This is a genomic window from Collinsella sp. TF07-1, assembly GCF_003437235.1.
Taxonomy (GTDB): domain Bacteria; phylum Actinomycetota; class Coriobacteriia; order Coriobacteriales; family Coriobacteriaceae; genus Collinsella.
This window is the reverse complement of the sequence record NZ_QSRV01000008.1, coordinates 21577-44070: the sequence shown is the minus strand read 5'-3', so window position 1 is coordinate 44070 and position 22494 is coordinate 21577. Positions and strand designations below refer to the sequence as shown.

The following is a 22494-nucleotide window of genomic DNA, read 5'->3' as shown; positions in this document are numbered from 1 at the left end:
AAGCCACACGCTAACAGCTTTAAGGAGTCAAAGCTGGTTTAGCCAAAGAAGCGCTTGATCTCGATCTCGGCGTTCTCCAGGCAGTCGGAGCCGTGAATCACGTTGGCGTTGACATCGACGGCGAAGTCGCCGCGGATGGTGCCAGGAGCAGCATCAAGCGGGTTGGTGGCGCCCATAAGGGTGCGCATCTTGGAGACAGCGGAAAGACCGGAAACAACCATCTTGACGACCGGACCGCTCGTCATAAAGTCGCAGAGACCGCCAAAGAAGGGCTTGTCGGCCAGATGGGCGTAGTGCTCCTCGACGGTAGCGCGCTCGAGCGTGGTCATCTCCATGCGCTCGATGACAAGGCCGCTGCGCTCAATACGAGCAACGATCTCGCCGATCTTGTGGTCGCGCACGGCGTCGGGCTTAATCATGATGAAGGTCTTCTCGATAGCCATAAGGTAGCCTTTCAAGTAGGTTCGCGCGTGCCCAAGTCCCATTCCGGCACCCGCCTGGACTGCATCGTAACAGAGTTTTAGCTGCAGTTAAACAAAAAGCTGTTTATTGAAACGCTGCAATTTATTAAAGCGCTCCATATGTGTCACTTCTGTTTCGAAGCCCGATTAGAGTACCATCCGACCGCTCATCAACCACATCGAACAGAGCGGGCGGTCGGTTGCCACCCGCGAACGTACCCCCTTCACAACCTGCGCAAATGTCCTACAAAAGTTTTCGACAAGCTCCTTCCTTCTCTATAACAAAACGGGCGCCCACCGTAGCAGGCACCCGTAAAGGCAAGATATGATGAACGCACCAGACAGACGCATCCAATAAGCTAATTAGCTCCGTGACCCATCTCGACAACCTTGGTTAGCGATCCAAACACGCCTTCGTCGGCCACGAGCTGCGCCTCGGCACGCTGCAGCTGCACGGCAACGGCGGCAGGGGCGGTACCGCCCTCGGTCGTGCGTGCGGCGACAATCGACGGGATGTCGAGCGCCTCGGTAATGTCGCGCTCAAAGAGCGGGCTTGCCTCCTGGAACACCTCAAACGGCAGGTCCTCAAGATTGCAGCCGTGCTTCTCACACATCAGGACCAGATGGCCCACCACGGCATGTGCCTCACGGAACGGCAGACCACGCTTAGCCAGGTAATCGGCAACATCGGTGGCGGCAAGATGCCCCACGCCGCACTCGCGCGCCATGGCATCCTCGTTGACGGTCCAGGTCGAAATCATTCCGGCCATAACGGACAGGCACTGCATGAGCGTGTGAGCGGTATCGAGCGCGCCCTCCTTGTCCTCCTGCAAGTCCTTGTTATAAGCGAGCGGCAGGCCCTTCATGGTTACCAGCAGCTGCACCAGGTTGCCGTACACGCGACCGCTCTTACCGCGGATAAGCTCGGCAAAGTCGGGATTCTTCTTCTGCGGCATGATAGACGAGCCGGTGGAGTAGGAGTCTGAAAGCGTGATAAAGCCAAATTCGGAGCTCGACCACAGCACGATCTCCTCGGAAAGACGCGACAGGTGCATCGCCATGACGGATCCGGCGTAATGCAGATCGAGCAGGAAATCACGGTCGGAAACCGCATCGAGCGAGTTGGGAATCACGCCCGCAAAGCCAAGTTCGGCAGCCGTCATCTGGCGATCGAGCGGATAGCTCGTACCGGCAAGCGCGGCAGCACCCAGCGGGCAGTTGTCGGCGGCATCAAAGGCGGCCTTCAGACGTGTAAAGTCGCGCGCGAACATCCAGGAATACGCCAGCAGATGATGTGACAGCAGCACGGGCTGAGCATGCTGCATGTGCGTGTAACCCGGCAGAATCACCTTGTCGTACTTCTTGGCCGCATCCACCAGCACGTGGCGCAACTGCAGGTTGGCCTCCATGAGCTCCTTGGCCAACGCCTTGACGCCCAGGCGCGTATCGGTCGCCACCTGGTCGTTGCGCGAACGTCCGGTATGCAAGCGCTTGCCGGCCTCGCCGATGCGACGCGTCAGCTCGCTCTCGATGGACATATGGATGTCCTCGTCGTTGATATCGAAGGTGAAGTTGCCGGCATCGATATCCTGTTCGATTCCGGTCAGGCCCTCGGCAATCGCCTGCTCATCCTCGGCACTGATGATGCCCTGGGCCGCCAGCATCTTGGCATGCGCCTTAGAACCGGCGATATCCTGCTTATAGAGATGTTTGTCGACCGGCAGCGACGCGCCAAACTCCTGCGTGACCTCGGCCACTCCCGCCTCAAAACGACCGCCCCAAAGAGCCATGGAACCGTCCCCTTTCTCCAAATACCAAAACAAGCGCCCAAAGCAATGCGCCATGTCGCTAAAGCGATTTTTCAACCGCTAGTTTTACACAATCCCCACCGTGCGCGGGACCATGTTGCTAATTTGCAAAGAAGTGACGCACCAGGCACTTGGCGCCCAACGTCTCCCTCCGGATGTTGCCTTGCGAACCATCGATCCAGGCCTTTAGGCTCATAGGAACGTCCTCGACCTTTGCAGCATCGAACTCGGGCGCGAGGGCAAGTAAGGCATGCGCGATAGCGTTGAACATAATGGATGCTCCTCATATATATAGGCACAGAGCCGCCAAATTGATAGAAGGAGCCCCGCCGGACAACCCCGGCGGGGCTCGGACTCAGCCGCAGGCGCGGCGTCATATATGCGGGCGGAACGTAGGGGCCACCGATGTTAAGAAGTGTCAGCAAGCATAACGAAAGGTAGGGACCCCGTGCGCCCGTTTTGTATCACGCGGATGGGCCGCGCGGATACCAAGGAAAGGAGGCGTTAGGCCTGGGCGGCAGCGGAGCTGGGACCCTGGACCTTTGCCCACGTCTTGAGCGACAGCGTATCGATCTCGATAAAGCCGGCGCTGGCCTTCTCGTCAAACGTGGTGTCGCGGTCGTAGGTAGCCAGACCGTAGTCATACAGGCTAAACGGGCTCTTGCGACCGACGACATGGCAGTTGCCCTTAAAGAACTTCAGACGGACGGTACCGGTCACGAACTTCTGGGTATCGGCCATAAAGGCATCGAGCGCGTTCTTGAGCGGGCTGTACCACTGGCCGTTGTACACGGCGGTGGCCCAATCCTGCTCGAGCTTGATCTTGGTCTTGAGCAGGTCGCCCTCGACGCAAATGTCCTCAAGTGCCTTGTGGGCGGTGATGAGCGTCAGGGCGCCGGGAACCTCATAGCACTCACGGCTCTTGAGGCCCACCAGACGATCCTCGACCAGGTCGAGACGGCCAAAGCCGTTGTCACCAGAGATCTTGTTGAGGGCGATGACGATCTCGGAGAGCTTCATCTTCTTGCCGTCGACGGCGACGGGCTTGCCGGCCTCAAACTCAATCTCGGTATACGTCGGGGTGTCGGGCGCGTCCTCGGGGTTCTTGGTCATAACCCAGGCGTCATCGAGCGGCTCGTTCCAGGGATCCTCCAGGTGACCGCACTCAATGGCGCGACCCCACAGGTTGTCGTCGATGGAGTAGGGGTTGTCGTTGGCACCCTCGGGAACCGGCACGTTGTGGGCATGTGCGTAGGCGACCTCGTCGGGACGGCACTTCAGGTCCCACTCGCGAACCGGGGCGATAACCTTGAGCTCGGGGTCGAGGGCCTTGACGGCAGCCTCAAAACGAACCTGGTCGTTACCCTTGCCGGTGCAGCCGTGAGCGACGTAGGTCGCGCCAAACTCGTGAGCGACCTCGACAAGCTTCTTGGCGAGCAACGGGCGGGACAGGGCGGAGAGCAGCGGATACTTGTTCTCGTACATAGAGTTTGCGGCGATAGCCTTAGTCAGGAACTCATCGGAGAACTCGTCGCGCAGATCGAGCACCTGGCAATCCAGAACGCCCAGGTCGAGGGCCTTCTGCTTCTTGGCGTCCAGACCGGTCTCCTCCTGGCCCACGTTGCCGCAGACACAAACAACATCGAGATTCTTCTCGTCCTGGAGCCACTTGACACATACGGATGTATCAAGACCACCGGAATATGCGAGAACGACTTTTTCCTTGCTCATGGCTGTTTCCTTTCGCCCTTGGTAGCTAGTTAGAACATCGGTCAGTTGCAAGTCATTTCGAGGTCAAAAACCGTGCAATATCAGGTTAAATAGCAAAAAGCAGCACAACATGCCCTAGAAACATGCAGCAATGTCGTGCTAAAACCCAACGACCTCAAAATGACTCTGTTGAGGCAATTCGCCCCATACGGACAGAGACGATTGTTATCGTCGTCGGGAAATTGCGCGCTGGCGTCGGATGGCATTGTCTGCAGTAGTGATGATCTTTACGAACTGCATCTGCCTCTCCTTTCACCTATCGCCGGGCGCAATTCTAATATCGTAAACGGTACCTTTTCTTCGGTAAGCGGTTGTATTTCCGTCTCCGTTTTCGATGGTCGCTATATTACGCTAAAGTGCCCGCAGCGCAAGCGACAAATTCAAATTTCTGAAAAGTTTTTTCATTACTTTGTGAAGCGTGGTGCAAATACGCTCCGTTCCTGCGACAATACGCTCAGTTACTGGTTGATGGTTATAACGTCTGAAACAATTTCGAAACGAAAGGCGCGCTTTTATGCAAACTTACGAATCGGACACCAATATCGGAAGCATTAAGATTCTCGCCGTCGACATGGACAAGACGCTGCTCACCGACAAGCGCGTGTTGCCGCAGGGTCTTGATGAGCGCCTGGACAAGCTCGCCGACGCAGGCATTGTATTCTGCCCCGCCAGCGGACGCCCCGCCCCCAAACTCGAGGAAATGTTCGAGAGCATTAAGAACCGACTTGCTTTTTGTCCCGACAACGGAGCCTGCGTCATCTATCGCGGCAGCTATATCTATAAGAGCAACATCGATGTGGCGCTGTATCAGCAGGTGCTCGCCCGTGCCTCGGAGGACCCGCGTGCCGTTCCCGTCTTGTGCTGCTACGACGAGTTCTATGTGCTCGCCCGCGACCATCAGTACCACGACGAGATCAGCGTGTACTACAACACGATCAACTACGTCGATAGCTTTGAGGGCCTTGATATCGAGTCCAACAAGATTTCGATCTTCTTCCCCGCCTACGATGCCGAGCCCGCGTTTCGCGAGAACTACAGCCCCGAGTTCTCGGACAAGCTCTACGTCACCAACGCCGGGCGCGAGTGGATAGACTTTATGAACCTGGGCGTCGACAAGGGGTCGGGCGTCGCGCACCTGTGCGAGCAGCTGGGCATTGATATCGCTGATGCCGCCGCCGTGGGCGATACGTACAACGACATCCCCATGCTGGAGCGCGTCGGGCATAGCTTTATCGTGGACAATGCCGAGGAGCACATGAACGCGCATGCCAAATGGCGCATTCCGAGCAACAACGACGGGGGCGTACTGACGCTCATCGACGCCATCTTGGCGGCTCGTTAACGGGGCTCGTCGGACCCGGCCGGGCGCCAAGATGGCGTCTTGAGTGTCTAGATACTTAGCTGAAATGATTTGAGCAGAGGGGAGCTCCTTGTTGGGAGGGGCTCCCCTCTGTTTTGGTTACTGTGGGACAAATTAATCAGTAGTGTTTGTCCCAAATCTTAAGTATGTGGGGGCTTGCGTCTTGGGCGAGCTTGCCTTACGGAGTGCTTCCCTATTTCGCGTCGGCCCAGGTTATGCCGGTGCTGGCTTCGGCGATCAACGGTACGCGGAGGTCTACGACGTGTTCCATGACGTCGCGGACCATGGTGGTTAGGCGCTCGACTTCGTTGACGGGGCACTCAAAGTCCAGTTCGTCGTGTACCTGCAAGATCATGTGGGCGGCAAAACCCTCTTCTTCCAGGCGGCGGCTTACGCGGGCCATGGCGATCTTGATGATGTCGGCGGCGGTGCCCTGCATGGGGTGGTTCATGGCCGTGCGCTCACCAAAGCCGCGGAGCTGTGGGTTTTTGGCCTTGAGCTCGGGAATATGGCGTCTGCGGCCATACATGGTCTCGGCATAGCCCGTCTGCTTGGCTCGCGCCACCACATTGTCGAGGAACGTGCGCACGCCCGGGTAGGCCTCGTAGTAGCGATCGATCATATCGCGCGCCTCGGCCATCGAGATGTGCAGCGACTGCGACAGACCATAGGCCTGCTGACCGTACACGATGCCAAAGTTCACGGCCTTGGCGCGGCTACGCAGGTCGGGTGTCACCTCGGACACCGGCACGCCAAATACGCGCGCGGCCGTCTCGGCATGGAAGTCCTCGCCCTCGTTGAAGGCGCGCACCAGGTGCTCGTCACCCGAAAGATGCGCGAGCAGGCGCAGCTCGATCTGCGAGTAGTCCACCGCCAAAAAGACGCTGCCCTCGCCCGCCGAGAACGCCGTCTTGACGGTACGCCCCAGCTCCGAGCGCGTCGGAATGTTTTGCAGATTGGGGTCGCTCGAAGACAAACGCCCCGTCGCGGTGATGGTCTGGTTGTACGTGGTGTGCACACGCCCGTCACCACGGCGCAGCGGGCCCAGCGTGTCCAGATAGGTCGACTTAATCTTGGACTTCTCACGCCAGTCCAAAATCAGGCGCACGATCTCGTGGTCGCGGGCAAGGTCGCTCAGCACCTTGGCGTTGGTCGAATAGTAGCCGCGCTTGGTCTTTTTGAGGCCCTTGGTCGGAAGTCCCATAACATCAAACAGCACGTGCGAGAGTTGCATGGGGCTGCCGATGTTAAAGGTCTCGTCGCCGGCTAGGTCGCGAATGCTGCGCTCGACATCGGCAATCTGGGTCGCCAGGCCCTCGGACAGACTGTGCAGGCGGTCGGGGTCCACGAGCATGCCCGCGCGCTCCATCTTGGCAAGCACCGGCACGAGCGGCATCTCGATCCCATCGAACACGTTGGCGGCGTTCTCGCGGGCCATGCGGTCACGCAGCGGTGCAACCAGCGCCAGCGTCAAGGCCGCCGTGCGAGCGGCGGGCGCAGGAGCGTCCTCGCCAGTACCCTCTGCGCCGCGCGCCGCAGGCAGCGCCATCTGCAGATACGTATCGGCCAGATACACCTCGTCAAACTCGGAGCGGTCGGAATCCAACAGGTAGGCGGCAACAACGGTATCGAAGATGCGCGTGGAATCGACTGCCAGCGGATCCATGAGCTCGAGCTCAGAAGAATCGATGGGCGAAAGCTCATGCAGAAGCGCCTTCATATCCGGGCTCGCCACACGGCCTTCCATAAACAGACGCGCGAGCACGCCGGCAATCACGCCGTGGGCGAAGTTGAAGCCCTCAACCTCAGCCGCCGCACCGCTGTCGCCCTCCTCGAGCGCAAACAGGCCCTTGGACGTCGCCAACCACAGCGTGCGCGTCAGCCCAAAGAGCGCGCCCTCTTCCTTGTCATCGTCCACCACGGCGGCGACCCACTCGCCGGCATCAATCACGCGGGAGACCTCAGCCGCAACGGCACCAAGCGCGCCAGCATCGCCGGCGGCTGCGCGCAAAACGGCGGGAATCTCAAACGTGCTGGCAGCTGCCCCGCCCTCGCCGCCGATCAGCGCCAAGAAACGGTTCTGTATGGCGGTGATACCAAGCGTGCCCAGCGCCGCGGAAACCTCATCGGCGGAAAACGCCGGGAAGGACGTCGCCTCAAAATCGAGCTCAACGGGTGCATCGGTGCGGATGGTCGCCACCTTACGGCTCAGCAGCGCGTCGTCGATGTGTGCGCGCAGGTTTTCTCCCATCTTGCCCTTGACCTCGTCAGCATGCGCGATGACCTCGTCAAGGCTGCCGTACTGCGCGATGAGCGCACTCGCCTTTTTGGGGCCGATGCCCGGTACGCCGGGAATGTTGTCCGACGTATCGCCCTTCAGACCGTAAAAATCGGGCACGAGCGCCGGCGTGATGCCGTGATACAGGTCGTCCACGCTCTCGGGCGTCATGATCGCCACGTCGGACAGGCCCTTGCGAGTCGAGACCACGTTGACGTGCTCGGTCACGAGCTGATACATGTCGCGGTCGCCGGTCACCAGCAGCATGTCGCAGCCGGCCTCCTCGCCCAGGCGCGCCATGGTTCCCAGGATATCGTCGCCTTCCCAGCCCTCGGACTGCAAAATGGGCACGTTGAGCGCGGCGAGCAGCTCCTTGATCATGGGGAACTGCGCGTGCAGGTCGGGGTCCATGGGCGGGCGCTGCGCCTTGTACTGCGGCAGCATCTCCATACGCACGCGCGGCTTGCCCTTGTCAAACGCCACGACAACGCCGTCGGGATTAAAGGCATCGATCATCTTGAGGAACATGTTCAGAAAACCAAAGATCGCGTTGGTGGGGCGACCGTCCGGCGCGTTCATGGTCGGCGGCACGGCGTGGAAGGCGCGATGCATGAGCGAGTTGCCGTCGATGACGGCAAAGGTACGGCGCTTTTCAGACATATTGAATACCTCGCTTTGGGCTGGGCACGGTTTGCTCACACCAGTTTACACGCTCCCCGCCCCGCGGCCACCGCACATCAGGCTTCCCTGCCGCCGCGGGCCCGCGCGTGATACGATGGCTCACGGTACATCAACCAGCACGATCGATCCGAAAGGAGCCTGCGTCATGGAGCGTCCCAGCGCATGGAAAAAGTACACGCCACAGCAGATCGAGGAGCTCGAGGAGCTTTGCCGCGGCTATAAGCAGTTTTTGAGTGAGAACAAGACCGAGCGCCTGTGCGTCAAGGCCGGTATCAAGATGGCCGAGGAGGCGGGCTACGTCAATCTGGAGACCGTGATCGCCGAGGGCCGCGCGCTCAAGGCCGGCGACAAGGTGTACGCCGCCAACCACGGCAAGGACCTCATGCTCGTCAACCTGGGCACCGCCCCGCTCGAGCAGGGCTTTAACATCCTGGGCGCCCACGTGGACTCGCCGCGCCTGGACCTCAAGCAGAACCCCGCCTTCGAGGCCGGCGACATGGCTTATCTCGACACGCACTACTATGGCGGCGTCAAGAGCTACCACTGGGTCGCTTCCCCGCTCGCACTCGTGGGCGTCATCTGCAAAAAGGACGGCACCACCGTCGACATCAACATCGGCGACAAGGCCGACGACCCGGTCTTTACCATCTCCGACCTGCTGATCCACCTCTCGAGTGAGCAGATGGCCAAGCCCGCCAAGGACGCCGTCGACGCCGAGATCCTCGACGTGATCGTGGGCGGCCGCCCCGTCAAGTTTGACGAGGACGACAAGGACGCTCCCAAGGAGCCCGTCAAGCAGATGTTCCTGGATATCCTCAAGGAGCAGTACGACGTCGAGGAGGAGGACTTCCTCTCCGCCGAGATCGAGGTCGTGCCCTCCGGCCCCGCCCGTGACATGGGCCTCGACCGCTCCATGATCTTGGGCTATGGCCACGACGACCGTGTCTGCGCCTATCCGTCCATGCTCGCCCAGATCAACGTCGCCAACGTGGAGCGCACGAGCATCACACTCATCGTCGACAAGGAGGAGATCGGTTCCGTGGGTGCCACCGGCATGACGAGCCGCTTCTTCGAGAACACCGTCGCCGAGATCATGACGCTCGCCGGCGAGGATAGCCCGCTGGCCCTGCGCCGCGCGCTCGCCCGCAGCCGCATGCTCTCCTCTGACGTGTCCGCCGGCTTCGACCCGGGCTACGCCGGCAAGTTCGAAACCAAGAACGCAGCCTTTATGGGTCGCGGCCTGTGCTTTAACAAGTACACGGGCAGCCGCGGCAAGGGCGGCTCTAACGACGCCGACGCCGAGTATGTGGCCCTCATCCGCGACATCATGGACGAGGCCGGCGTGGACTTCCAGACCTGCGAGCTCGGTCGCGTCAACGCGGGCGGCGGCGGCACCATCGCATACATCATGGCTAAGTACGGCATGAACGTCATCGACTCTGGCGTTGCCGTCCTGTCCATGCACGCCCTGTGGGAGGTCGCCAACAAGGCCGATATCTACGAGGCCTATCGCGGCTACAAGGCCTTCATCGAGCGCGCGTAACCAACCCTTCATCAGTTGCGGTGAAATACAGACTAACCTGGCCCATAAACGGCCAAAACAGACCGTATTCCACCGCAACTTCCTTTTTGGCAGAGGAGAGTCCATGCTGCAGGTCGTCATTTCGCCCGCCAAGCAGATGCGCGCGGCCCAAGATGCTTTTGAAGTCCTGGGCATCCCACCCTTTGCGCGCGAGACGGCTCGCCTCCACCGCGCACTGCTAGATATCGAGCGGAATGAAGGCAGCGGCGGCCTGCAGGCGCTATGGAACGTGAGTGACAAACTGCTGGGGCCTTGCCTCAACACCCTGCATGAGTTCGGGCCCATCCTGAAAAACGGCGATCTCGACAATCCCGCACTCGCCTGTCACCTCTCCCCTGCCGTCATGTCCTACCACGGCATTCAATACCAGAGCATGGCGCCCGAGGTGATGGATTCCGCGCAGCTCGCATGGCTGCAAAGCCACCTGTGGATCCTCTCTGGCCTCTACGGGTGCGTTCGCCCCTTTCATGCCGTCGAACCATATCGGCTGGAAATGGGCGCGAAGCTCGCCGTTGACGATGCCCCAGACCTCTACGCGTTTTGGAGCGACAAGCTCGCGCGGGCTATCGCCCCGGCAGGCTCAAACACCACGATCGTCAACCTCGCCAGCGTAGAGTACGCCAAAGCCGTTCTGCCCCATCTCGCGGGCGACGCCACGGTCGTCACGTGCCTCTTTGGCGAAGGCATCCGCAACGGCAAGCCCATCCAGCGCTCGACCGCCAGCAAAAAGGCACGTGGTTCCATGGTGCGCTGGATGGCAGAAAACAAGCTCGAGGATGTAAGCGGGCTCACCGCGTTTGACGTTGGTTATCGTCACTTTCCCGAGCTTTCAAATAAGAACACTTTGGTCTTCCTGAACGAACAGACCTTGTAGGACCACCGCTACTTTTGAATGTGCTGCCCAGGCACGGCGTCTATTCCGCCAAGCCGTCGGCTTTGGCAACTTCGTTTGTCGAGCCGTCCTGATAGGTAATCTTGACATGCTCCACCTCGGACACCGCAACACCCGTCGGGGGCTCCAAGCGCCATTCCGTCAGCGCGATATCCATAGTCGTAGGCACGTCACCCTGATTCTTGAGCTTCACCGTCAGCGTTTTGAGCGCCGCATCATACGTCACGCGTTCGATTTCCTCACCAGGAATAGACCCACCGCTCAGCTGAAGCTGGACAAATCCATCGCGCGAATACCAATAGTCGCCCGGCGCGGCAACGGTATTGCCGCCCGTAACCTTCACTGTCATGATCGGCAGGGCATCGTCGGCCTCGAACTCCCATGCAGCGCCGCCGTGACCGCCAAACGTCCAGATACAAAAGGCAATCACCAGCACGGCAAGCACCGCAAAACCAATCGCGACAAGGCCATGGTGCGCACGGCTTTCCTCGGCCGATACATCCCATTGCGTCTCTCGATATAGATGCTTGTCTTCCATGTTCGCCTCCCCACAGGCACGCTCGTTAGGCCAATCGTACCCATTCGAGCTATACTTGAGCCCATGACATAACGGGGAGCTTGCAGGACAGGACGGCAGGCTGAGACTGGGCGCGCCCGCCCTGACCCGCAAACCTGATATGGGTAATGCCAACGAAGGGAGCCGTGCCAATGAGCACACAGACCGAGCCCAAGCTCGTCACGCAAATCGACTTCGCCCGCGCCGGGCAGATCACGCCGCAGATGAAGGAAGTCGCCGAGCGCGAGCATCGCGACCCCGAGTACATCCGCGAGCGCGTGGCCGACGGCCGCATCGCCATTCCCGCCAACATCGTGCACATCAAAAAAGGCATGCGCGCCTTTGGTGTCGGCGAGGGCCTGTCTACTAAGGTCAACGTCAACCTGGGCATCTCGGGCGATAAAGCCGATGCCGCCGAGGAATGGAAGAAGGTCAAGATCGCCGAGGACTTTGGCGCCGACGCCATCATGGACCTTTCCAACTCGGGCAAGACGCGCCAGTTCCGCCAGCAGCTCATCGACGAGACGCCGCTCATGGTGGGCACCGTCCCCATGTACGACGCCATCGGCTACATGGAAAAGCCGCTGGTCAAGCTTACCAAGGATGACCTGTTCGAGGTCGTGCGCGCGCACGCCGAGGACGGTGTGGACTTTATGACCATCCACTGCGGCATCAACAAGTCGGTCACCAAGACCTTTAAGGAGACCGGCCGCTTGATGAACATCGTGAGCCGCGGCGGCTCGCTGCTGTTTGGCTGGATGGAGGTCACCGGCAACGAAAACCCCTTCTACGAGTACTTTGACGAGCTGCTCGAGATCTGCCACGAGTACGACGTGACGATTTCGCTCGGCGACTCCTGCCGCCCGGGCTGCCTCTACGACTCCAACGACGCCACCGAGACCGCTGAGATGATCGAGCTGGGCAAGCTGTGCAAGCGCGCTTGGGCTGCCGGCGTCCAGGTCATGGTCGAGGGTCCGGGTCACATGGCGCTCGACGAGATCGCCGCCAACATGAAACTGCAGAAGCGCCTGTGCCACAATGCCCCGTTCTATGTGCTCGGGCCGCTGGTGACCGATATCGGCGTGGGTTACGACCACATCACCGCTGCCATCGGCGGCGCCATCTCCGCCAGCTCCGGTGCCGACTTCCTGTGCTACGTGACGCCGGCCGAGCACCTGTGCCTGCCCAACGCCCAGGACGTGCTCGATGGTCTCATGGCCACTAAGATTGCCGCGCACGCCGCCGATATCGCCAAGAAGGTGCCGCACGCCCGCGACATGGACGACAAGATGGGCCAGGCACGCCGCAAGCTCGACTGGGATGCCATGTGGAAGTGCGCGCTCGATCCGGTCACCGGCAAGAAACGCTACGAAGAATCCCCCGCCGCCACCGAGGGCACCTGCACCATGTGCGGCAAGATGTGCGCCGTCCGCACCGTTAACAAGGTGTTCGAAGGCACGACGATCGACCTCGGCATGGAGGACTAACTCGTCACCGGAGCCACAATCGGTAACATGGTGTTCGTCAATTGTTGACGTGTGAACATTTGCTTACATTTGCGTAAAGATTGCATCGCCCGCCCGGGTTCGACATAGAGTCGGCCCGGGCATCTTTATAATGCTGGCTTAAAGACCCATTTGATTCCGACCGAACAAGGGAGCAAACATGGATCGCAGTAAGGTACCTGCCGTCCTGTCCATCGCAGGATCCGATTCCAGCGGTGGCGCCGGCATTCAGGCCGACATCAAGACCATCACGGCGCACCGCCTGTATGCCGAGACGGCCATCACCGCCATCACCGCACAAAACACGCTCGGTGTCACCGCCGTGCAGAATATCTCGCCAGATATCGTAGCCGCGCAAATTGACGCCGTATTTGACGATATCCGCCCCAGCGCCGTCAAGATCGGCATGGTTTCCTCTGCCGAGATTATCGAGGTTATCGCCGACCGCCTGAGCGCCTGGAACGCGACAAACGTGGTCGTCGACCCCGTCATGGTAGCCACCTCGGGCGCACGGCTGATTGCCGAGGATGCCTCCGAGGCACTCACCCGCCGCCTGTTCCCGTTGGCAACGGTCATCACGCCCAACATTCCCGAGGCCATGACGCTGCTCGACTACGAGGTCGATTCCGAGCGCACGCAACAAAATGCCGCTATGCTCCTCACCCGCCGCTTTGGCTGCGCAGCCTTGGTTAAGGGCGGTCATTTTGTCAACGAGGCCAACGACGTACTGGCCGAGCCTGCGCCCCTCGATGACGAGGGCAACCACCTGGGCGATCCGCTCACTACGTGGTTTCGCCACAAGCGCATTGAGACCAGCAACACGCACAGCACCGGCTGTACGCTCTCATCCGCCATCGCTTGCGCGCTGGCCCAGGGCATGGAACTTGCCGACGCCATCAACGCCGGCAAGGCCTACCTGACCGGCGCTCTCGCCGCTGGCTTTGACATGGGCAAAGGTTCCGGCCCCGTCAACCACATGTGGCAGTATTAAGATTCGCAGCCCATAACCACCGCAAAGGAGACAGGCACCTTTGTGGTGGTTCCCACAAACATCTCGATCTGTAACAGTTAGAGCCCATTTTTCGGCCCACCTGTTACAGATCGAGACATTCAAATTCCGCTGAGACGATAATCTCAATCTGTAACAGTAACTCGGCAAAATCGACCCTAGATGTTACAGATCGAGACAAACGACCGATATCGACCTAAATGATCTCAATCTGTAACATCTAGCCCGTTTTCGGCCTTACAACTGTTACAGATCAAGACAAACAAACGATCCAAAACCACCACAAAGGGGACAGGCACCTTTGTGGTGGATTGGGGTCGCGTTACTCACCGAGCATCTCTTGGAGCTTGGCTGCCACGGCATGTCCCAAGCTCTCGTGGCTTTCGGGCATCATATGCAGGTAGTCGATATCGCCCGGCTCGGCAAACTCGGCGGCATTCAAAAAGTCGCAGCCAAACTGCTCGGCCACGTGCGCGTAGTACTCGCCAAAATGCTCCGAGGCCTCGGCGGAGCGCTCGTCAAAGTCGGTCATATACACATCGGCGATTTGCGGCTTGATCTTGATAGGAGCCATCAACAGAATGCGCGGACAAGGCGCAGCGTTGGTCCACGGAAACGCGCGGACGGCGCGAATCAGCGCCATAGCGCCACGAGCGATATCGGAAGCTGTCACGTTAAAGACCGTCTTACAGTCGTTGGTGCCCAGCATGATCACGATGGCGTCCAGCGGCTTATGGGCCTCGAGCAGCATCGGAAGCGCGCGAATGCCGTTGAGGTTAGTGTCCAGATGGCACATATCGTCGCGCACCGTCGTGCGGCCGTTGAGCCCCTCCTCAATCACATGCCAGCCCTCGCCCAGGTCACGCTGCGCCACGCCGCACCAGCGCACATCCTGCGCATAGCGCACCGCGGTGCCATCGCGCATACCAGCCGGATCGTAGCCATAGGTGTTGCTGTCACCAAAGCACAGAACGTTTTTCATCGTAAGCTCCCCACTCAATAAAAAGCCGACGGGAGCAGCCCCCGTCGGCTCGGCATGTCGCATCACGCGCACAGTTTACAAGTATTTGCGCCAGTCGTCGTCATCCTCATCGTCCTCGGCAGCGGCCTGAGCCTGCTCGGCGGCACGGGCGGCCGCAGCGCGGGCGGCAACCTGGGCATAGGACTCCTCGTTGCGCTCGGGGAAGCTCGCCAACACATGCTCGAACTTGGCGAAGTCCTCATCCCAGCGCGTAGAAGGCACGGCAAAGAACACCTGCTTGACCTTAAAGTCGCCCGACGCGAGCTCCTTTCGGAAGAGCTCGGCTACGGCCTCGGCATCAAAGCCGTTATTGTCGCAGCCCCAAGCGCCCAGCACGAGCTTCTCGCGGCCCAGCTCATCGCAGATGGCAAGGACAAAGCGGATACGGTCGCGCAGCGCGTCCAGCAGCGCATCGTCGCTCACGCGGTACTCCTGGCGTGCGCGCTTGGCATTGGGCGCTGCGGCCACGATCACATCGGCATACGCATGCACGTGGTTGCGGTCAAAACGCACCGCAGGCACTACCAGCGCACGGTTGCGGTAGAGCTCGCAGTTGATGTTGCGGCGACGGTTCTCGCCATACCACTTGCGCTGCTTGTCGAGCACGTTGTACAGATACGAATCGGCGCAGAGCGTCGCCTCCTGGCCCAGATAGCCCTGGATGTAGCCGCCACCCGGGTTGGTGAACGAGGCAAAGGCAAGCACGGCCATATCGCAGAACTGCGCATAGCCGCGGCCGTTATCGAGGATGGCCTGCGTGGCGGAAGCATCGAGTACGGTGACCTCGGGCAGAACCGGAGCGGGCTCCTCAGCAGCAGGCGCGGACTCGACTTCGTCGGTCTCCTCTGCGGGCGCAGGTTCAGCCGCAACCTCAGCCTCGGCGGACGCAACCTCAGCGGACTCAGACTCCTCGGCAACCGGCTCCTCGGCAGCCGCTGCCTTCTGGGCCTTGGCCTTCATCGCCGCGACAAAGCCGGCAGGCATACCGTCGAATTCGCGAACGCCGGCAAGCGAGCGCTCGATATCCTTGGCACACGCCTCGGACACAGTTGCCACGTGACGCTCGGCGGCCTTGGCGCGAGCCTCGCGCTTGGGGTTGGGCTGTCCCGCGCGGTTGGGCCTGCGGTTACGGTTCCTGTTGTCGACGTCTGCCATAAGTGGTCACCTTTCCTGTCGCTGCCGCTATCGGCTTTTTCCCATCCATGATACCCCGCCGCGCACAAAAAAGACGGCCCCGCAGGACCGCCTTTCGCATCGTTTTACCGCATCCGACAAGAAACGCCGTAATGCCCCGCGCTAGTCGCGACGACCGAGGATGTTCAGGATGCGCAGGAACACGTTGATAATGTCCACGAACAGGTTGGACGCCATGAGCACCGCATTGGGCAGCGTGGGCGGCACCGTCGTGGCAACATAGGTGTCGTAACCAATAAAGCCGGCGAACACCACGATCACGATCAGGTCGGTGATGGTCTGCGAGACGCCCATGAACATCAGCACGATCTCAACCAGAATAGTGGCGAGCAGAATGCCAAAACCGATGCCATATACGCGCTGGAAAAACTTGGGGAACGTCACGCCCAAGGCGCCAAAGACAAAGGTGATGGCGGCCGTGGCGATAAAGGCAGTGTTGATGGTGGGCAGGTCGTAGTTGGCAAGGCCAAACGACGCGGTCAGGCCAAAGGTACTCGCAAAGATTACGTAGCCCACAAGGGACAGGCCCACGGACTGCTTGCTGGCGGCAGCTGACATCATGACGATGCCGACAATGGTCAGGATAAACGAGCCAAAAACCAGCGGCAGGGCGGCCCCGCTCATCATCATGCGCGCAAACGACATGGTGCTCGTAAAGTAGGCGCCGGCGCCCATGGCGCAAAAGCCCAAGAAGATCAGGGCAGACATGGCGAGATTGTACGCGCGCGGCGACATCTCCTTGGCGCGGCTTGCGCCGGTCTCGACGGGGCCGTTCTGATAGCCCTGGATATCGTTCATAGCTTCGTCCTTTCAAAAAGCGCCGCGAATGACGGCGCAGCAGATGACAAGATTCCTACCATTGTACCCGAACGCCGTGCGTCCCTACCTACGGCGCTCGCCCTCGAGCGTGCGGTCAAACGCCCAGACCCACCAACGCATCACGTGGGCCTGCGAGCCGTCCGGCCGTTCGCGCGCCTGGTCCTCCAGATACAACTCGGTCGCATGCCCGCCAAAACGAACTTTATACGTTGCCGTACGAACACCGTGGACCGTTAAGCCAAAGCCCGTGGACGAGACAATCTCGTCAATCGTAAAGCAGCGACCGTCGACCCAGCAGACGGTGACCGGCACGACTTGTCCGCCCGCGAGGATGCGGGCCACGACGTCCACATACTGCTTGTGCACGCGCCGAGTTTTGCCATCTGTCTGTCGATATTCCATGCTCCTATTATCGAACGCATGTTTGCATATTGTAAAGCGAACAGGCTGTGGTTTTGGCGTGTCGGACCGCATGTGCACTTCCGCACGACGTGTTAGCAAAAAGAACACCCGCGGTCAACAGGGCTAATATTCAATGTTAGTGCCAAAAAATTCACTTCTCCCATCAGAACTCGGTAAAGAAGCCCACAGGAGGTGATACGATTTATCATGTTTTTGTAACGTGTCTGCAAACTTCGAGAAAGCCCATACATGGACGTAACGTTCTCAACCTTCCTCGGCCAACTTGTGTCGAACCCAGTCCTTGCCGTCACCGTGATCCTCGCACTCGGCGCCATCTTCGTCAACGGATGGACCGACGCGCCCAACGCCATCGCGACCTGCGTCACCACGCGTTGTATGCCCGCCCGCGCCGCCATTCTCATGAGTGCCGCATTCAACTTCTTGGGCGTGCTCATCATGACGCACTTTAACGCGAGCGTCGCCAACACCATCTCCCATATTGTCGACTTTGGCGGAAACAGCACCATGGCGCTCGCCTGTCTGTGCGCGGCGCTGTTCTCCATCGTCGTCTACGGCGCCACAGCGTCGCGTTTTGGCATCCCCACCTCGCAAAGCCACAGCCTTATCGCCGGCCTGACCGGTGCCGCCATCGCCCTCGGCGGTGCGAGCAGCGTCAACGTCCACGAGTGGATGAAGGTCATCTACGGCCTGGCGCTCTCCATCGGTCTGGGCTTTGTCATGGGCTGGGTCCTGTGCAAGCTCGTCTCGATTCTTTTCGCCGCCGCCAACAGGCGACGTGCCAATGTCTTCTTTAAATACGCTCAGATCGCGAGCGCTGCGGCCATGAGCTTTATGCACGGCGCGCAGGATGGACAGAAGTTCATCGGCGTGCTCTTTTTAGGCGTGGCCTTCGCCAACGGCCAGACGAGCGTCGGCGATGCCGGCATCCCCATCTGGATTATGCTGCTATGCTCGGCCACCATGGGCATCGGCACCAGCGTGGGCGGCGAGCGCATCATCAAGTCCGTTGGCCAGAGCATGGTCAAGCTCGAAAAGTACCAGGGCTTCTCCGCCGACCTGGCGGGCGCCGCGAACCTGCTGCTTGCCACCCTTACCGGCATCCCCGTGTCCTCCACGCACATCAAGACCTGCGCCATCATGGGCGTCGGTGCCGTCAAACGCCTCTCGGCCATCAACTTCGGCGTCGTCAAGGACATGATGTTCACCTGGTTCTTCACCTTCCCCGCCTGCGGACTCATCAGCTTTGTCATGGCCAAGCTGTTCATGATGTTCATCTAATCAAACCGAACGTCCATCCGGACCGTAACACCTCACCCACCCGTCTTCGCCTCGAAAGGACCCACTCATGGCAAAGAAACCCGATTCGTTCTACTTTGACAACTACGTCGCCTGCGCCGACCTCGCCGTCCAGGCCGCCGAGCTGCTTACCAAGATTTTCGAGAACTTCGATCCCGCAAAGATTCACGATATGCTCGACAAGATGCATGCGATCGAGCATGCGGCCGACAAGAAGCACCATGAGCTTGAGGACGCCCTGCTCACCGCCTTTATCACCCCGCTTGAGCGCGAGGATCTGGACCTGATGAGCTGCTCGCTCGACACCGTGCTCGACCGTATCGAGGGCGTCGTGCAGCGCGTCTACTTCACCAACATCCAGAGCATCCATCCCGATGCCATCGTGATCGCCCACAAGGTGACCGACGCCTGCCGCGCCATGAAAGACCTGATGGTCGAGCTGCCTAACTACCGCAAGTCCAAAACGCTGCGCGAGCTCGTCATCCAGATCAACACCATCGAGTCCGAGGCCGACGAGCTCTATATCAACGCCATGCGTAACCTGCACGTCAACGGCAAGGACCCGCTCGAGGTCATCGCCTGGCGTGACGTGTACGCCTTCCTGGAGTACTGCGCTGACTGCTGTGAGAATGTGGCTGATGTTGTGGATTCGATTGTCATGAAGAACAGTTAATTGGGGGTACGTGTCCCGGCGGCGAAGGGCCGGCCACGGTTTGCTTTCTCACTCCGGCTGCTTTGCAGAGTCGTTCGAAAGTAAACCGTGGCCGGCCCTTCGCCTTACGTACCACCATTGGGAACTTTGGCTGATACTTTGAAAGCAATGAGGCTTTTGTTGGCAGGGCCTTTGAGCCCGATTGGGAACTTTGGGACCGCCTTAAACGTTTAGCTGAATCGGGCTTTGGGTACCCTTTGTTTTGCTTTGGATTGATTCGCTGACTTTGGAGGGTTTGATTATGGGGTATTTGGATCTGGCTCGGGGTCGGTATTCTTGTCGTGAGTTTGAAGATCGGGCTGTGGAGCAGGCTGTGGTGGATGCCATTGTTGAGGCTGGGCGGATTGCTCCTTCTGCTTGTAATAATCATCCAACCCGTGTGATGGTGTTGGATACGCCTGAGCTTCTGGAGAAAGCTGCTGCTTGTCAGCCTCGGTTTGCTCGTGATGGGTCTATCTTTGGGGCTCCGCTTATCTTTCTTATTTGCAGCGTTACCGACGATGCTTGGGTGCGCCCGTATGACCAGATGAACTCCAGTGCCATCGACACCTCGATTGTCTGTGATCAGATGATGATGGAGGCCGAGGAGCAGGGCCTGGGTACGTGCTGGGTGTGCCATTTTAAGCCCGAGGTGGCCTGTGAGCAGTTCTGCCTGCCCGAGGGCATCTATCCCTATCATATGCTCGTCTGCGGCTATCCTGCCGACCATATCGCCGATCCCGAGCGCCGCGAGGCCCGCACCATTCCCCTCCCCGACTTCCTCCTCAAGTAGATTATTGGGACATGCCTTAAAATCCACCTTTGACCGCTCACCCGTTCGCCGAGTTCTGTGCCCTCAAACGCAGGACTCGGCGTTTTGTTTTGCAGACTGCATACAGCCACAAAAAAGGACCCGCAAGCTGCGGGCCCTTTCTAGGCGCTATATGATAGCTGGATGTTAGTCCAGGTCGTCGGCGGCGAAGTTGTCAATCGGTGCAAAGGGATCGGCAACGGGGATAACCGGCTCGGCGACGGGCAGCGGCTCGGCAGCAGGAACGGTCACAGCCGGAGAAGCGGCGGAACCGACCGGCGTGGAAGCCATGAGATCGGCCGGGAAGGAGTTCTGAGCATCGTCCATGAAGTGCTGGATGAGCTTGAGGTACTCGGCCTTGAACTCCTCACGGGAAGCCTTAAGACGGTCGATCTCCTCAAGCTCGGCCTGTTTCTCGGTCAGGGCCTGGCGGATGACCTCGCGGGCCTTGGCGTCGGCCTCGTTGCGGATGCGGTCAGCATTCTCGTTGGCGTCGTTGACGATGCCCTCGGCGGTCTGCTGGGCAGCAATCAGGGCAGCGGAAATCTGACGCTCCTGAGCGGAGAAATCGGGCGCAGGAGCGGCGACGGGCGCGGCAGGGACGGCCTGAGCGGCAGCATCCTGAGCCTGAGCGAGCCGGGCCTGCGTGTCAGCGAGCTGCTGCTCGGTGGCGGTCAGACGACCCTTAAGATCGACAATCTTGGCGAGCATGGCGTCGACCTCAGAGGACAGGGTCTCCAAGAAGACGTCGACCTCGGCGGGATCGTAGCCGCGCTTGGCCTCAGAGAAGGTCTGAGCCTGAATGTCAGCAGGGGTAATAGCCATAACAAGTTCTCCTTTATCTTCGCCTTGGCGCCGTGCGCCCGACGTGAGTTACTAAGCCAGTTTTATATGAGTATACCTATAAGAAGTTGCAGAACCAGCTTCTGCACCAACTGCAACGCAATAATCGCAACGACCGGTGAAAAATCGATACCGCCCATCGGCGGAATGAAACGACGGAACAGGTTGAGCCACGGACCGCACACGCTATCGAGCACCGCAGCAATATCCTGAAGTAAACCACCCTGCTTCATGGGAATCCACGTCATAAAGCAGTAGACGACAATGAGCGTGGAATAGAAGTTGAACAGCGTGTTGACCAGCTGGACGATAGTGTAGATGTTGATGGGAATCTCCTCGTCTTGTCTTTACTTAAGGTAGCCGTCGGCACGAAGCTTCTTGAGATCGGAATCTTTGACCTCGCAACCGGCGGGCAGCACCATGAACACGCGGTCGCCTACCTCCTTGACCGTGGCGCCCAGACCGCAGGCAAAGCCGTAAGAGAAGTCCAAGACGCGCTTGGCAACTTCGGTGCGTACGCCCACAAAAATCAGTGCGACAGGCTGCTTGGTGCGAACGCGGCGCACCACGGTCTCCACGTCGTCATAGCTCTCGGGGCGCAGGACATAGGCCGGCAGCTGCGGCGTGGCGTTGATGATATTGCTCGCATAGGCCGAGGCATCGCTCGGCGCAGGCGCGGGTGCAGCGGCGGCACGGGCGCGGGTGTTCTCGGCGTAGCTCGACGGCGTGTCGTAGGCACCGGGACGATAACCGCCCGCAACCGTCTCCTGCGAGCGCGATGGCGGGTTGTAGGTCGTAGCGTGGCGAGAATCGTCGCCGACCAGCTGACCGGAGCGTGTGTACACGGCCACCGACTCGGCCTCGCCGCGGCGCGTCTGACCCAACAGGCCGTTGCTCGGCTCGTCCTGGGTGTAGAAGCCATCGCCCGAGGCGCCGCTGTAGCCATTGTTCTGGAAGCCGTCGTCATAGCCGTCATCGTAGCCGTAGTCGTCGTCCTGACCATAACCCTGGTCGTAACCCTGCTGGCCGCCCAGGTGCATCTTATTTTTAATCTCGTCAAGGAAGCCCATGGTTGTGTCCTCTCGCGGTTTAGTGCAGGCGCTCCGATAATCAGTGCGCACTTCAGAGCCTTATTTTACTGCAAACTCCGGGCTAAATACTACCCTGCCCAGGCGAACAAGCGTTGAGCCCTCCTCAAGGGCAGGCTCAAAGTCCTCGCTCATGCCGCAGGAAAGCTCGGGCAGGCTCAGATCGGAGTGCGTAGCCTCAAGCTCATCTCTCAGCTCACGCAGCCCGGCAAAGGTGCGGCGCGCCACATCTTTATTCCCCCGCGGCGCCATAGTCATAAGGCCCTGCACACAAATTCCCTCAAGCTCCGCAAGCTCGCCGGCGAAGGCACGAATCTCGTCGGGCGAAAAGCCGCCCTTGGACTCCTCGCCGCTCACATTGACCTCGATCAGCACGCGCTGGGGGCCGGAGAGCTCGCCCGCCTCA

At 59.8% G+C, this 22494-nt stretch carries 22 protein-coding genes and 1 riboswitch; of the genes, 8 read left to right on the top strand and 14 right to left on the bottom strand.

Features of this window, described 5'->3' with window-relative positions; genetic code table 11:
• Positions 1–38 precede the first annotated feature (38 nt).
• The 4 genes from ndk to DXC67_RS04660 all read right to left on the bottom strand — a co-directional run bounded on the left by ndk (position 39) and on the right by DXC67_RS04660 (position 4000).
• Complete coding sequence (ndk, locus tag DXC67_RS04670; RefSeq protein ID WP_117637541.1) at positions 39–443, bottom strand: nucleoside-diphosphate kinase; 405 nt, start codon at positions 441–443, stop codon at positions 39–41.
• A gap of 377 nt (positions 444–820) precedes the next feature.
• On the bottom strand, positions 821–2251 hold the full coding sequence (gene argH / locus DXC67_RS04665; RefSeq protein WP_117637540.1) for an argininosuccinate lyase: 1431 nt from the start codon (positions 2249–2251) through the stop codon (positions 821–823).
• 118 nt (positions 2252–2369) lie between these two features.
• Positions 2370–2540 (bottom strand): hypothetical protein, encoded by a 171-nt coding sequence (locus DXC67_RS10370; protein ID WP_158551289.1) that lies wholly within the window; start codon positions 2538–2540, stop codon positions 2370–2372.
• A 233-nt stretch (positions 2541–2773) separates the two neighbouring features.
• A complete protein-coding gene (locus tag DXC67_RS04660) occupies positions 2774–4000 on the bottom strand; it encodes an argininosuccinate synthase (RefSeq protein ID WP_055251721.1) in 1227 nt (408 codons plus the stop codon).
• A gap of 553 nt (positions 4001–4553) precedes the next feature.
• Between DXC67_RS04660 and DXC67_RS04655 the strand changes: the two genes are divergently transcribed.
• Positions 4554–5381, top strand: a complete 828-nt coding sequence (locus DXC67_RS04655; protein WP_117637539.1) for a Cof-type HAD-IIB family hydrolase — start codon at positions 4554–4556, stop codon at positions 5379–5381.
• A gap of 211 nt (positions 5382–5592) precedes the next feature.
• On the opposite strand, the gene polA is transcribed toward DXC67_RS04655, so the two are convergent.
• Positions 5593–8337 carry a DNA polymerase I gene (polA, locus tag DXC67_RS04650; protein WP_117637538.1) on the bottom strand — a complete coding sequence of 915 codons (2745 nt, stop codon included), beginning with the start codon at positions 8335–8337 and terminating at the stop codon, positions 5593–5595.
• A gap of 166 nt (positions 8338–8503) precedes the next feature.
• Between polA and DXC67_RS04645 the strand changes: the two genes are divergently transcribed.
• Positions 8504–9901: an aminopeptidase gene (locus DXC67_RS04645; protein ID WP_117637537.1), complete on the top strand. Its 1398-nt coding sequence runs from the start codon at positions 8504–8506 to the stop codon at positions 9899–9901.
• Positions 9902–10004: 103 nt separating this feature from the next.
• Positions 10005–10814 (top strand): YaaA family protein, encoded by an 810-nt coding sequence (locus DXC67_RS04640; protein ID WP_117637536.1) that lies wholly within the window; start codon positions 10005–10007, stop codon positions 10812–10814.
• A gap of 40 nt (positions 10815–10854) precedes the next feature.
• On the opposite strand, the gene DXC67_RS04635 is transcribed toward DXC67_RS04640, so the two are convergent.
• Entirely contained in the window at positions 10855–11370 is a 516-nt protein-coding gene (locus DXC67_RS04635) for a hypothetical protein (protein WP_117637535.1), read from the bottom strand.
• Positions 11371–11432: 62 nt separating this feature from the next.
• A riboswitch (TPP riboswitch) is annotated at positions 11433–11549 on the top strand.
• Between DXC67_RS04635 and thiC the strand changes: the two genes are divergently transcribed.
• Together thiC and thiD are read left to right on the top strand one after the other, a co-directional pair.
• On the top strand, positions 11541–12875 hold the full coding sequence (gene thiC / locus DXC67_RS04630) for a phosphomethylpyrimidine synthase ThiC (RefSeq protein ID WP_099431544.1): 1335 nt from the start codon (positions 11541–11543) through the stop codon (positions 12873–12875). It overlaps the preceding riboswitch by 9 nt.
• A gap of 178 nt (positions 12876–13053) precedes the next feature.
• On the top strand, positions 13054–13884 hold the full coding sequence (thiD, locus tag DXC67_RS04625; protein WP_117637534.1) for a bifunctional hydroxymethylpyrimidine kinase/phosphomethylpyrimidine kinase: 831 nt from the start codon (positions 13054–13056) through the stop codon (positions 13882–13884).
• 340 nt (positions 13885–14224) lie between these two features.
• On the opposite strand, the gene DXC67_RS04620 is transcribed toward thiD, so the two are convergent.
• From DXC67_RS04620 to DXC67_RS04605, 4 genes are all read right to left on the bottom strand, one after another.
• On the bottom strand, positions 14225–14884 hold the full coding sequence (locus tag DXC67_RS04620; protein WP_158551288.1) for an SGNH/GDSL hydrolase family protein: 660 nt from the start codon (positions 14882–14884) through the stop codon (positions 14225–14227).
• A 75-nt stretch (positions 14885–14959) separates the two neighbouring features.
• Positions 14960–16078, bottom strand: coding sequence for a TIGR02452 family protein (locus DXC67_RS04615; protein WP_117637532.1), 1119 nt, complete (start codon positions 16076–16078; stop codon positions 14960–14962).
• A gap of 141 nt (positions 16079–16219) precedes the next feature.
• Positions 16220–16915, bottom strand: coding sequence for a Bax inhibitor-1 family protein (locus tag DXC67_RS04610; RefSeq protein ID WP_117584216.1), 696 nt, complete (start codon positions 16913–16915; stop codon positions 16220–16222).
• 84 nt (positions 16916–16999) lie between these two features.
• The gene (locus tag DXC67_RS04605; RefSeq protein WP_147327750.1) at positions 17000–17338 is read right to left on the bottom strand and encodes a hypothetical protein; all 339 of its coding nucleotides are present in this window, start codon (positions 17336–17338) and stop codon (positions 17000–17002) included.
• A 249-nt stretch (positions 17339–17587) separates the two neighbouring features.
• Here DXC67_RS04605 and DXC67_RS04600 point away from each other — a divergent pair, with 249 nt between their 5' ends.
• From DXC67_RS04600 to DXC67_RS04590, 3 genes are all read left to right on the top strand, one after another.
• Positions 17588–18637 (top strand): inorganic phosphate transporter, encoded by a 1050-nt coding sequence (locus DXC67_RS04600; RefSeq protein ID WP_117637530.1) that lies wholly within the window; start codon positions 17588–17590, stop codon positions 18635–18637.
• A gap of 67 nt (positions 18638–18704) precedes the next feature.
• Positions 18705–19328 (top strand): DUF47 domain-containing protein, encoded by a 624-nt coding sequence (locus tag DXC67_RS04595; protein WP_055251695.1) that lies wholly within the window; start codon positions 18705–18707, stop codon positions 19326–19328.
• A gap of 280 nt (positions 19329–19608) precedes the next feature.
• Positions 19609–20139, top strand: coding sequence for a nitroreductase family protein (locus DXC67_RS04590; protein WP_117637529.1), 531 nt, complete (start codon positions 19609–19611; stop codon positions 20137–20139).
• Between the two features lie 165 nt (positions 20140–20304).
• On the opposite strand, the gene DXC67_RS04585 is transcribed toward DXC67_RS04590, so the two are convergent.
• From DXC67_RS04585 to DXC67_RS10585, 4 genes are all read right to left on the bottom strand, one after another.
• Positions 20305–20982, bottom strand: a complete 678-nt coding sequence (locus tag DXC67_RS04585; protein ID WP_117637528.1) for a DivIVA domain-containing protein — start codon at positions 20980–20982, stop codon at positions 20305–20307.
• 62 nt (positions 20983–21044) lie between these two features.
• Positions 21045–21290, bottom strand: a complete 246-nt coding sequence (locus DXC67_RS04580) for a YggT family protein (RefSeq protein ID WP_199408976.1) — start codon at positions 21288–21290, stop codon at positions 21045–21047.
• A 57-nt stretch (positions 21291–21347) separates the two neighbouring features.
• The gene (locus DXC67_RS04575) at positions 21348–22070 is read right to left on the bottom strand and encodes a cell division protein SepF (RefSeq protein WP_117637526.1); all 723 of its coding nucleotides are present in this window, start codon (positions 22068–22070) and stop codon (positions 21348–21350) included.
• Between the two features lie 60 nt (positions 22071–22130).
• Positions 22131–22494, bottom strand: a 364-nt coding sequence (locus DXC67_RS10585; RefSeq protein ID WP_233503160.1) for an alanine racemase, incomplete at its 5' end; no start/stop codon positions are given.

Excerpts from the sequence above, each read along its gene's own strand:
- ndk (WP_117637541.1), bottom strand. The coding sequence starts at position 443 with ATGGCTATCGAGAAGACCTTCATCATGATTAAGCCCGACGCCGTGCGC.
- argH (WP_117637540.1), bottom strand. The coding sequence starts at position 2,251 with ATGGCTCTTTGGGGCGGTCGTTTTGAGGCGGGAGTGGCCGAGGTCACG.
- DXC67_RS10370 (WP_158551289.1), bottom strand. The coding sequence starts at position 2,540 with ATGTTCAACGCTATCGCGCATGCCTTACTTGCCCTCGCGCCCGAGTTC.
- DXC67_RS04660 (WP_055251721.1), bottom strand. The coding sequence starts at position 4,000 with ATGAGCAAGGAAAAAGTCGTTCTCGCATATTCCGGTGGTCTTGATACA.
- DXC67_RS04655 (WP_117637539.1), top strand. The coding sequence starts at position 4,554 with ATGCAAACTTACGAATCGGACACCAATATCGGAAGCATTAAGATTCTC.
- polA (WP_117637538.1), bottom strand. The coding sequence starts at position 8,337 with ATGTCTGAAAAGCGCCGTACCTTTGCCGTCATCGACGGCAACTCGCTC.
- DXC67_RS04645 (WP_117637537.1), top strand. The coding sequence starts at position 8,504 with ATGGAGCGTCCCAGCGCATGGAAAAAGTACACGCCACAGCAGATCGAG.
- DXC67_RS04640 (WP_117637536.1), top strand. The coding sequence starts at position 10,005 with ATGCTGCAGGTCGTCATTTCGCCCGCCAAGCAGATGCGCGCGGCCCAA.
- DXC67_RS04635 (WP_117637535.1), bottom strand. The coding sequence starts at position 11,370 with ATGGAAGACAAGCATCTATATCGAGAGACGCAATGGGATGTATCGGCC.
- thiC (WP_099431544.1), top strand. The coding sequence starts at position 11,541 with ATGAGCACACAGACCGAGCCCAAGCTCGTCACGCAAATCGACTTCGCC.
- thiD (WP_117637534.1), top strand. The coding sequence starts at position 13,054 with ATGGATCGCAGTAAGGTACCTGCCGTCCTGTCCATCGCAGGATCCGAT.
- DXC67_RS04620 (WP_158551288.1), bottom strand. The coding sequence starts at position 14,884 with ATGAAAAACGTTCTGTGCTTTGGTGACAGCAACACCTATGGCTACGAT.
- DXC67_RS04615 (WP_117637532.1), bottom strand. The coding sequence starts at position 16,078 with ATGGCAGACGTCGACAACAGGAACCGTAACCGCAGGCCCAACCGCGCG.
- DXC67_RS04610 (WP_117584216.1), bottom strand. The coding sequence starts at position 16,915 with ATGAACGATATCCAGGGCTATCAGAACGGCCCCGTCGAGACCGGCGCA.
- DXC67_RS04605 (WP_147327750.1), bottom strand. The coding sequence starts at position 17,338 with ATGGAATATCGACAGACAGATGGCAAAACTCGGCGCGTGCACAAGCAG.
- DXC67_RS04600 (WP_117637530.1), top strand. The coding sequence starts at position 17,588 with ATGGACGTAACGTTCTCAACCTTCCTCGGCCAACTTGTGTCGAACCCA.
- DXC67_RS04595 (WP_055251695.1), top strand. The coding sequence starts at position 18,705 with ATGGCAAAGAAACCCGATTCGTTCTACTTTGACAACTACGTCGCCTGC.
- DXC67_RS04590 (WP_117637529.1), top strand. The coding sequence starts at position 19,609 with ATGGGGTATTTGGATCTGGCTCGGGGTCGGTATTCTTGTCGTGAGTTT.
- DXC67_RS04585 (WP_117637528.1), bottom strand. The coding sequence starts at position 20,982 with ATGGCTATTACCCCTGCTGACATTCAGGCTCAGACCTTCTCTGAGGCC.
- DXC67_RS04575 (WP_117637526.1), bottom strand. The coding sequence starts at position 22,070 with ATGGGCTTCCTTGACGAGATTAAAAATAAGATGCACCTGGGCGGCCAG.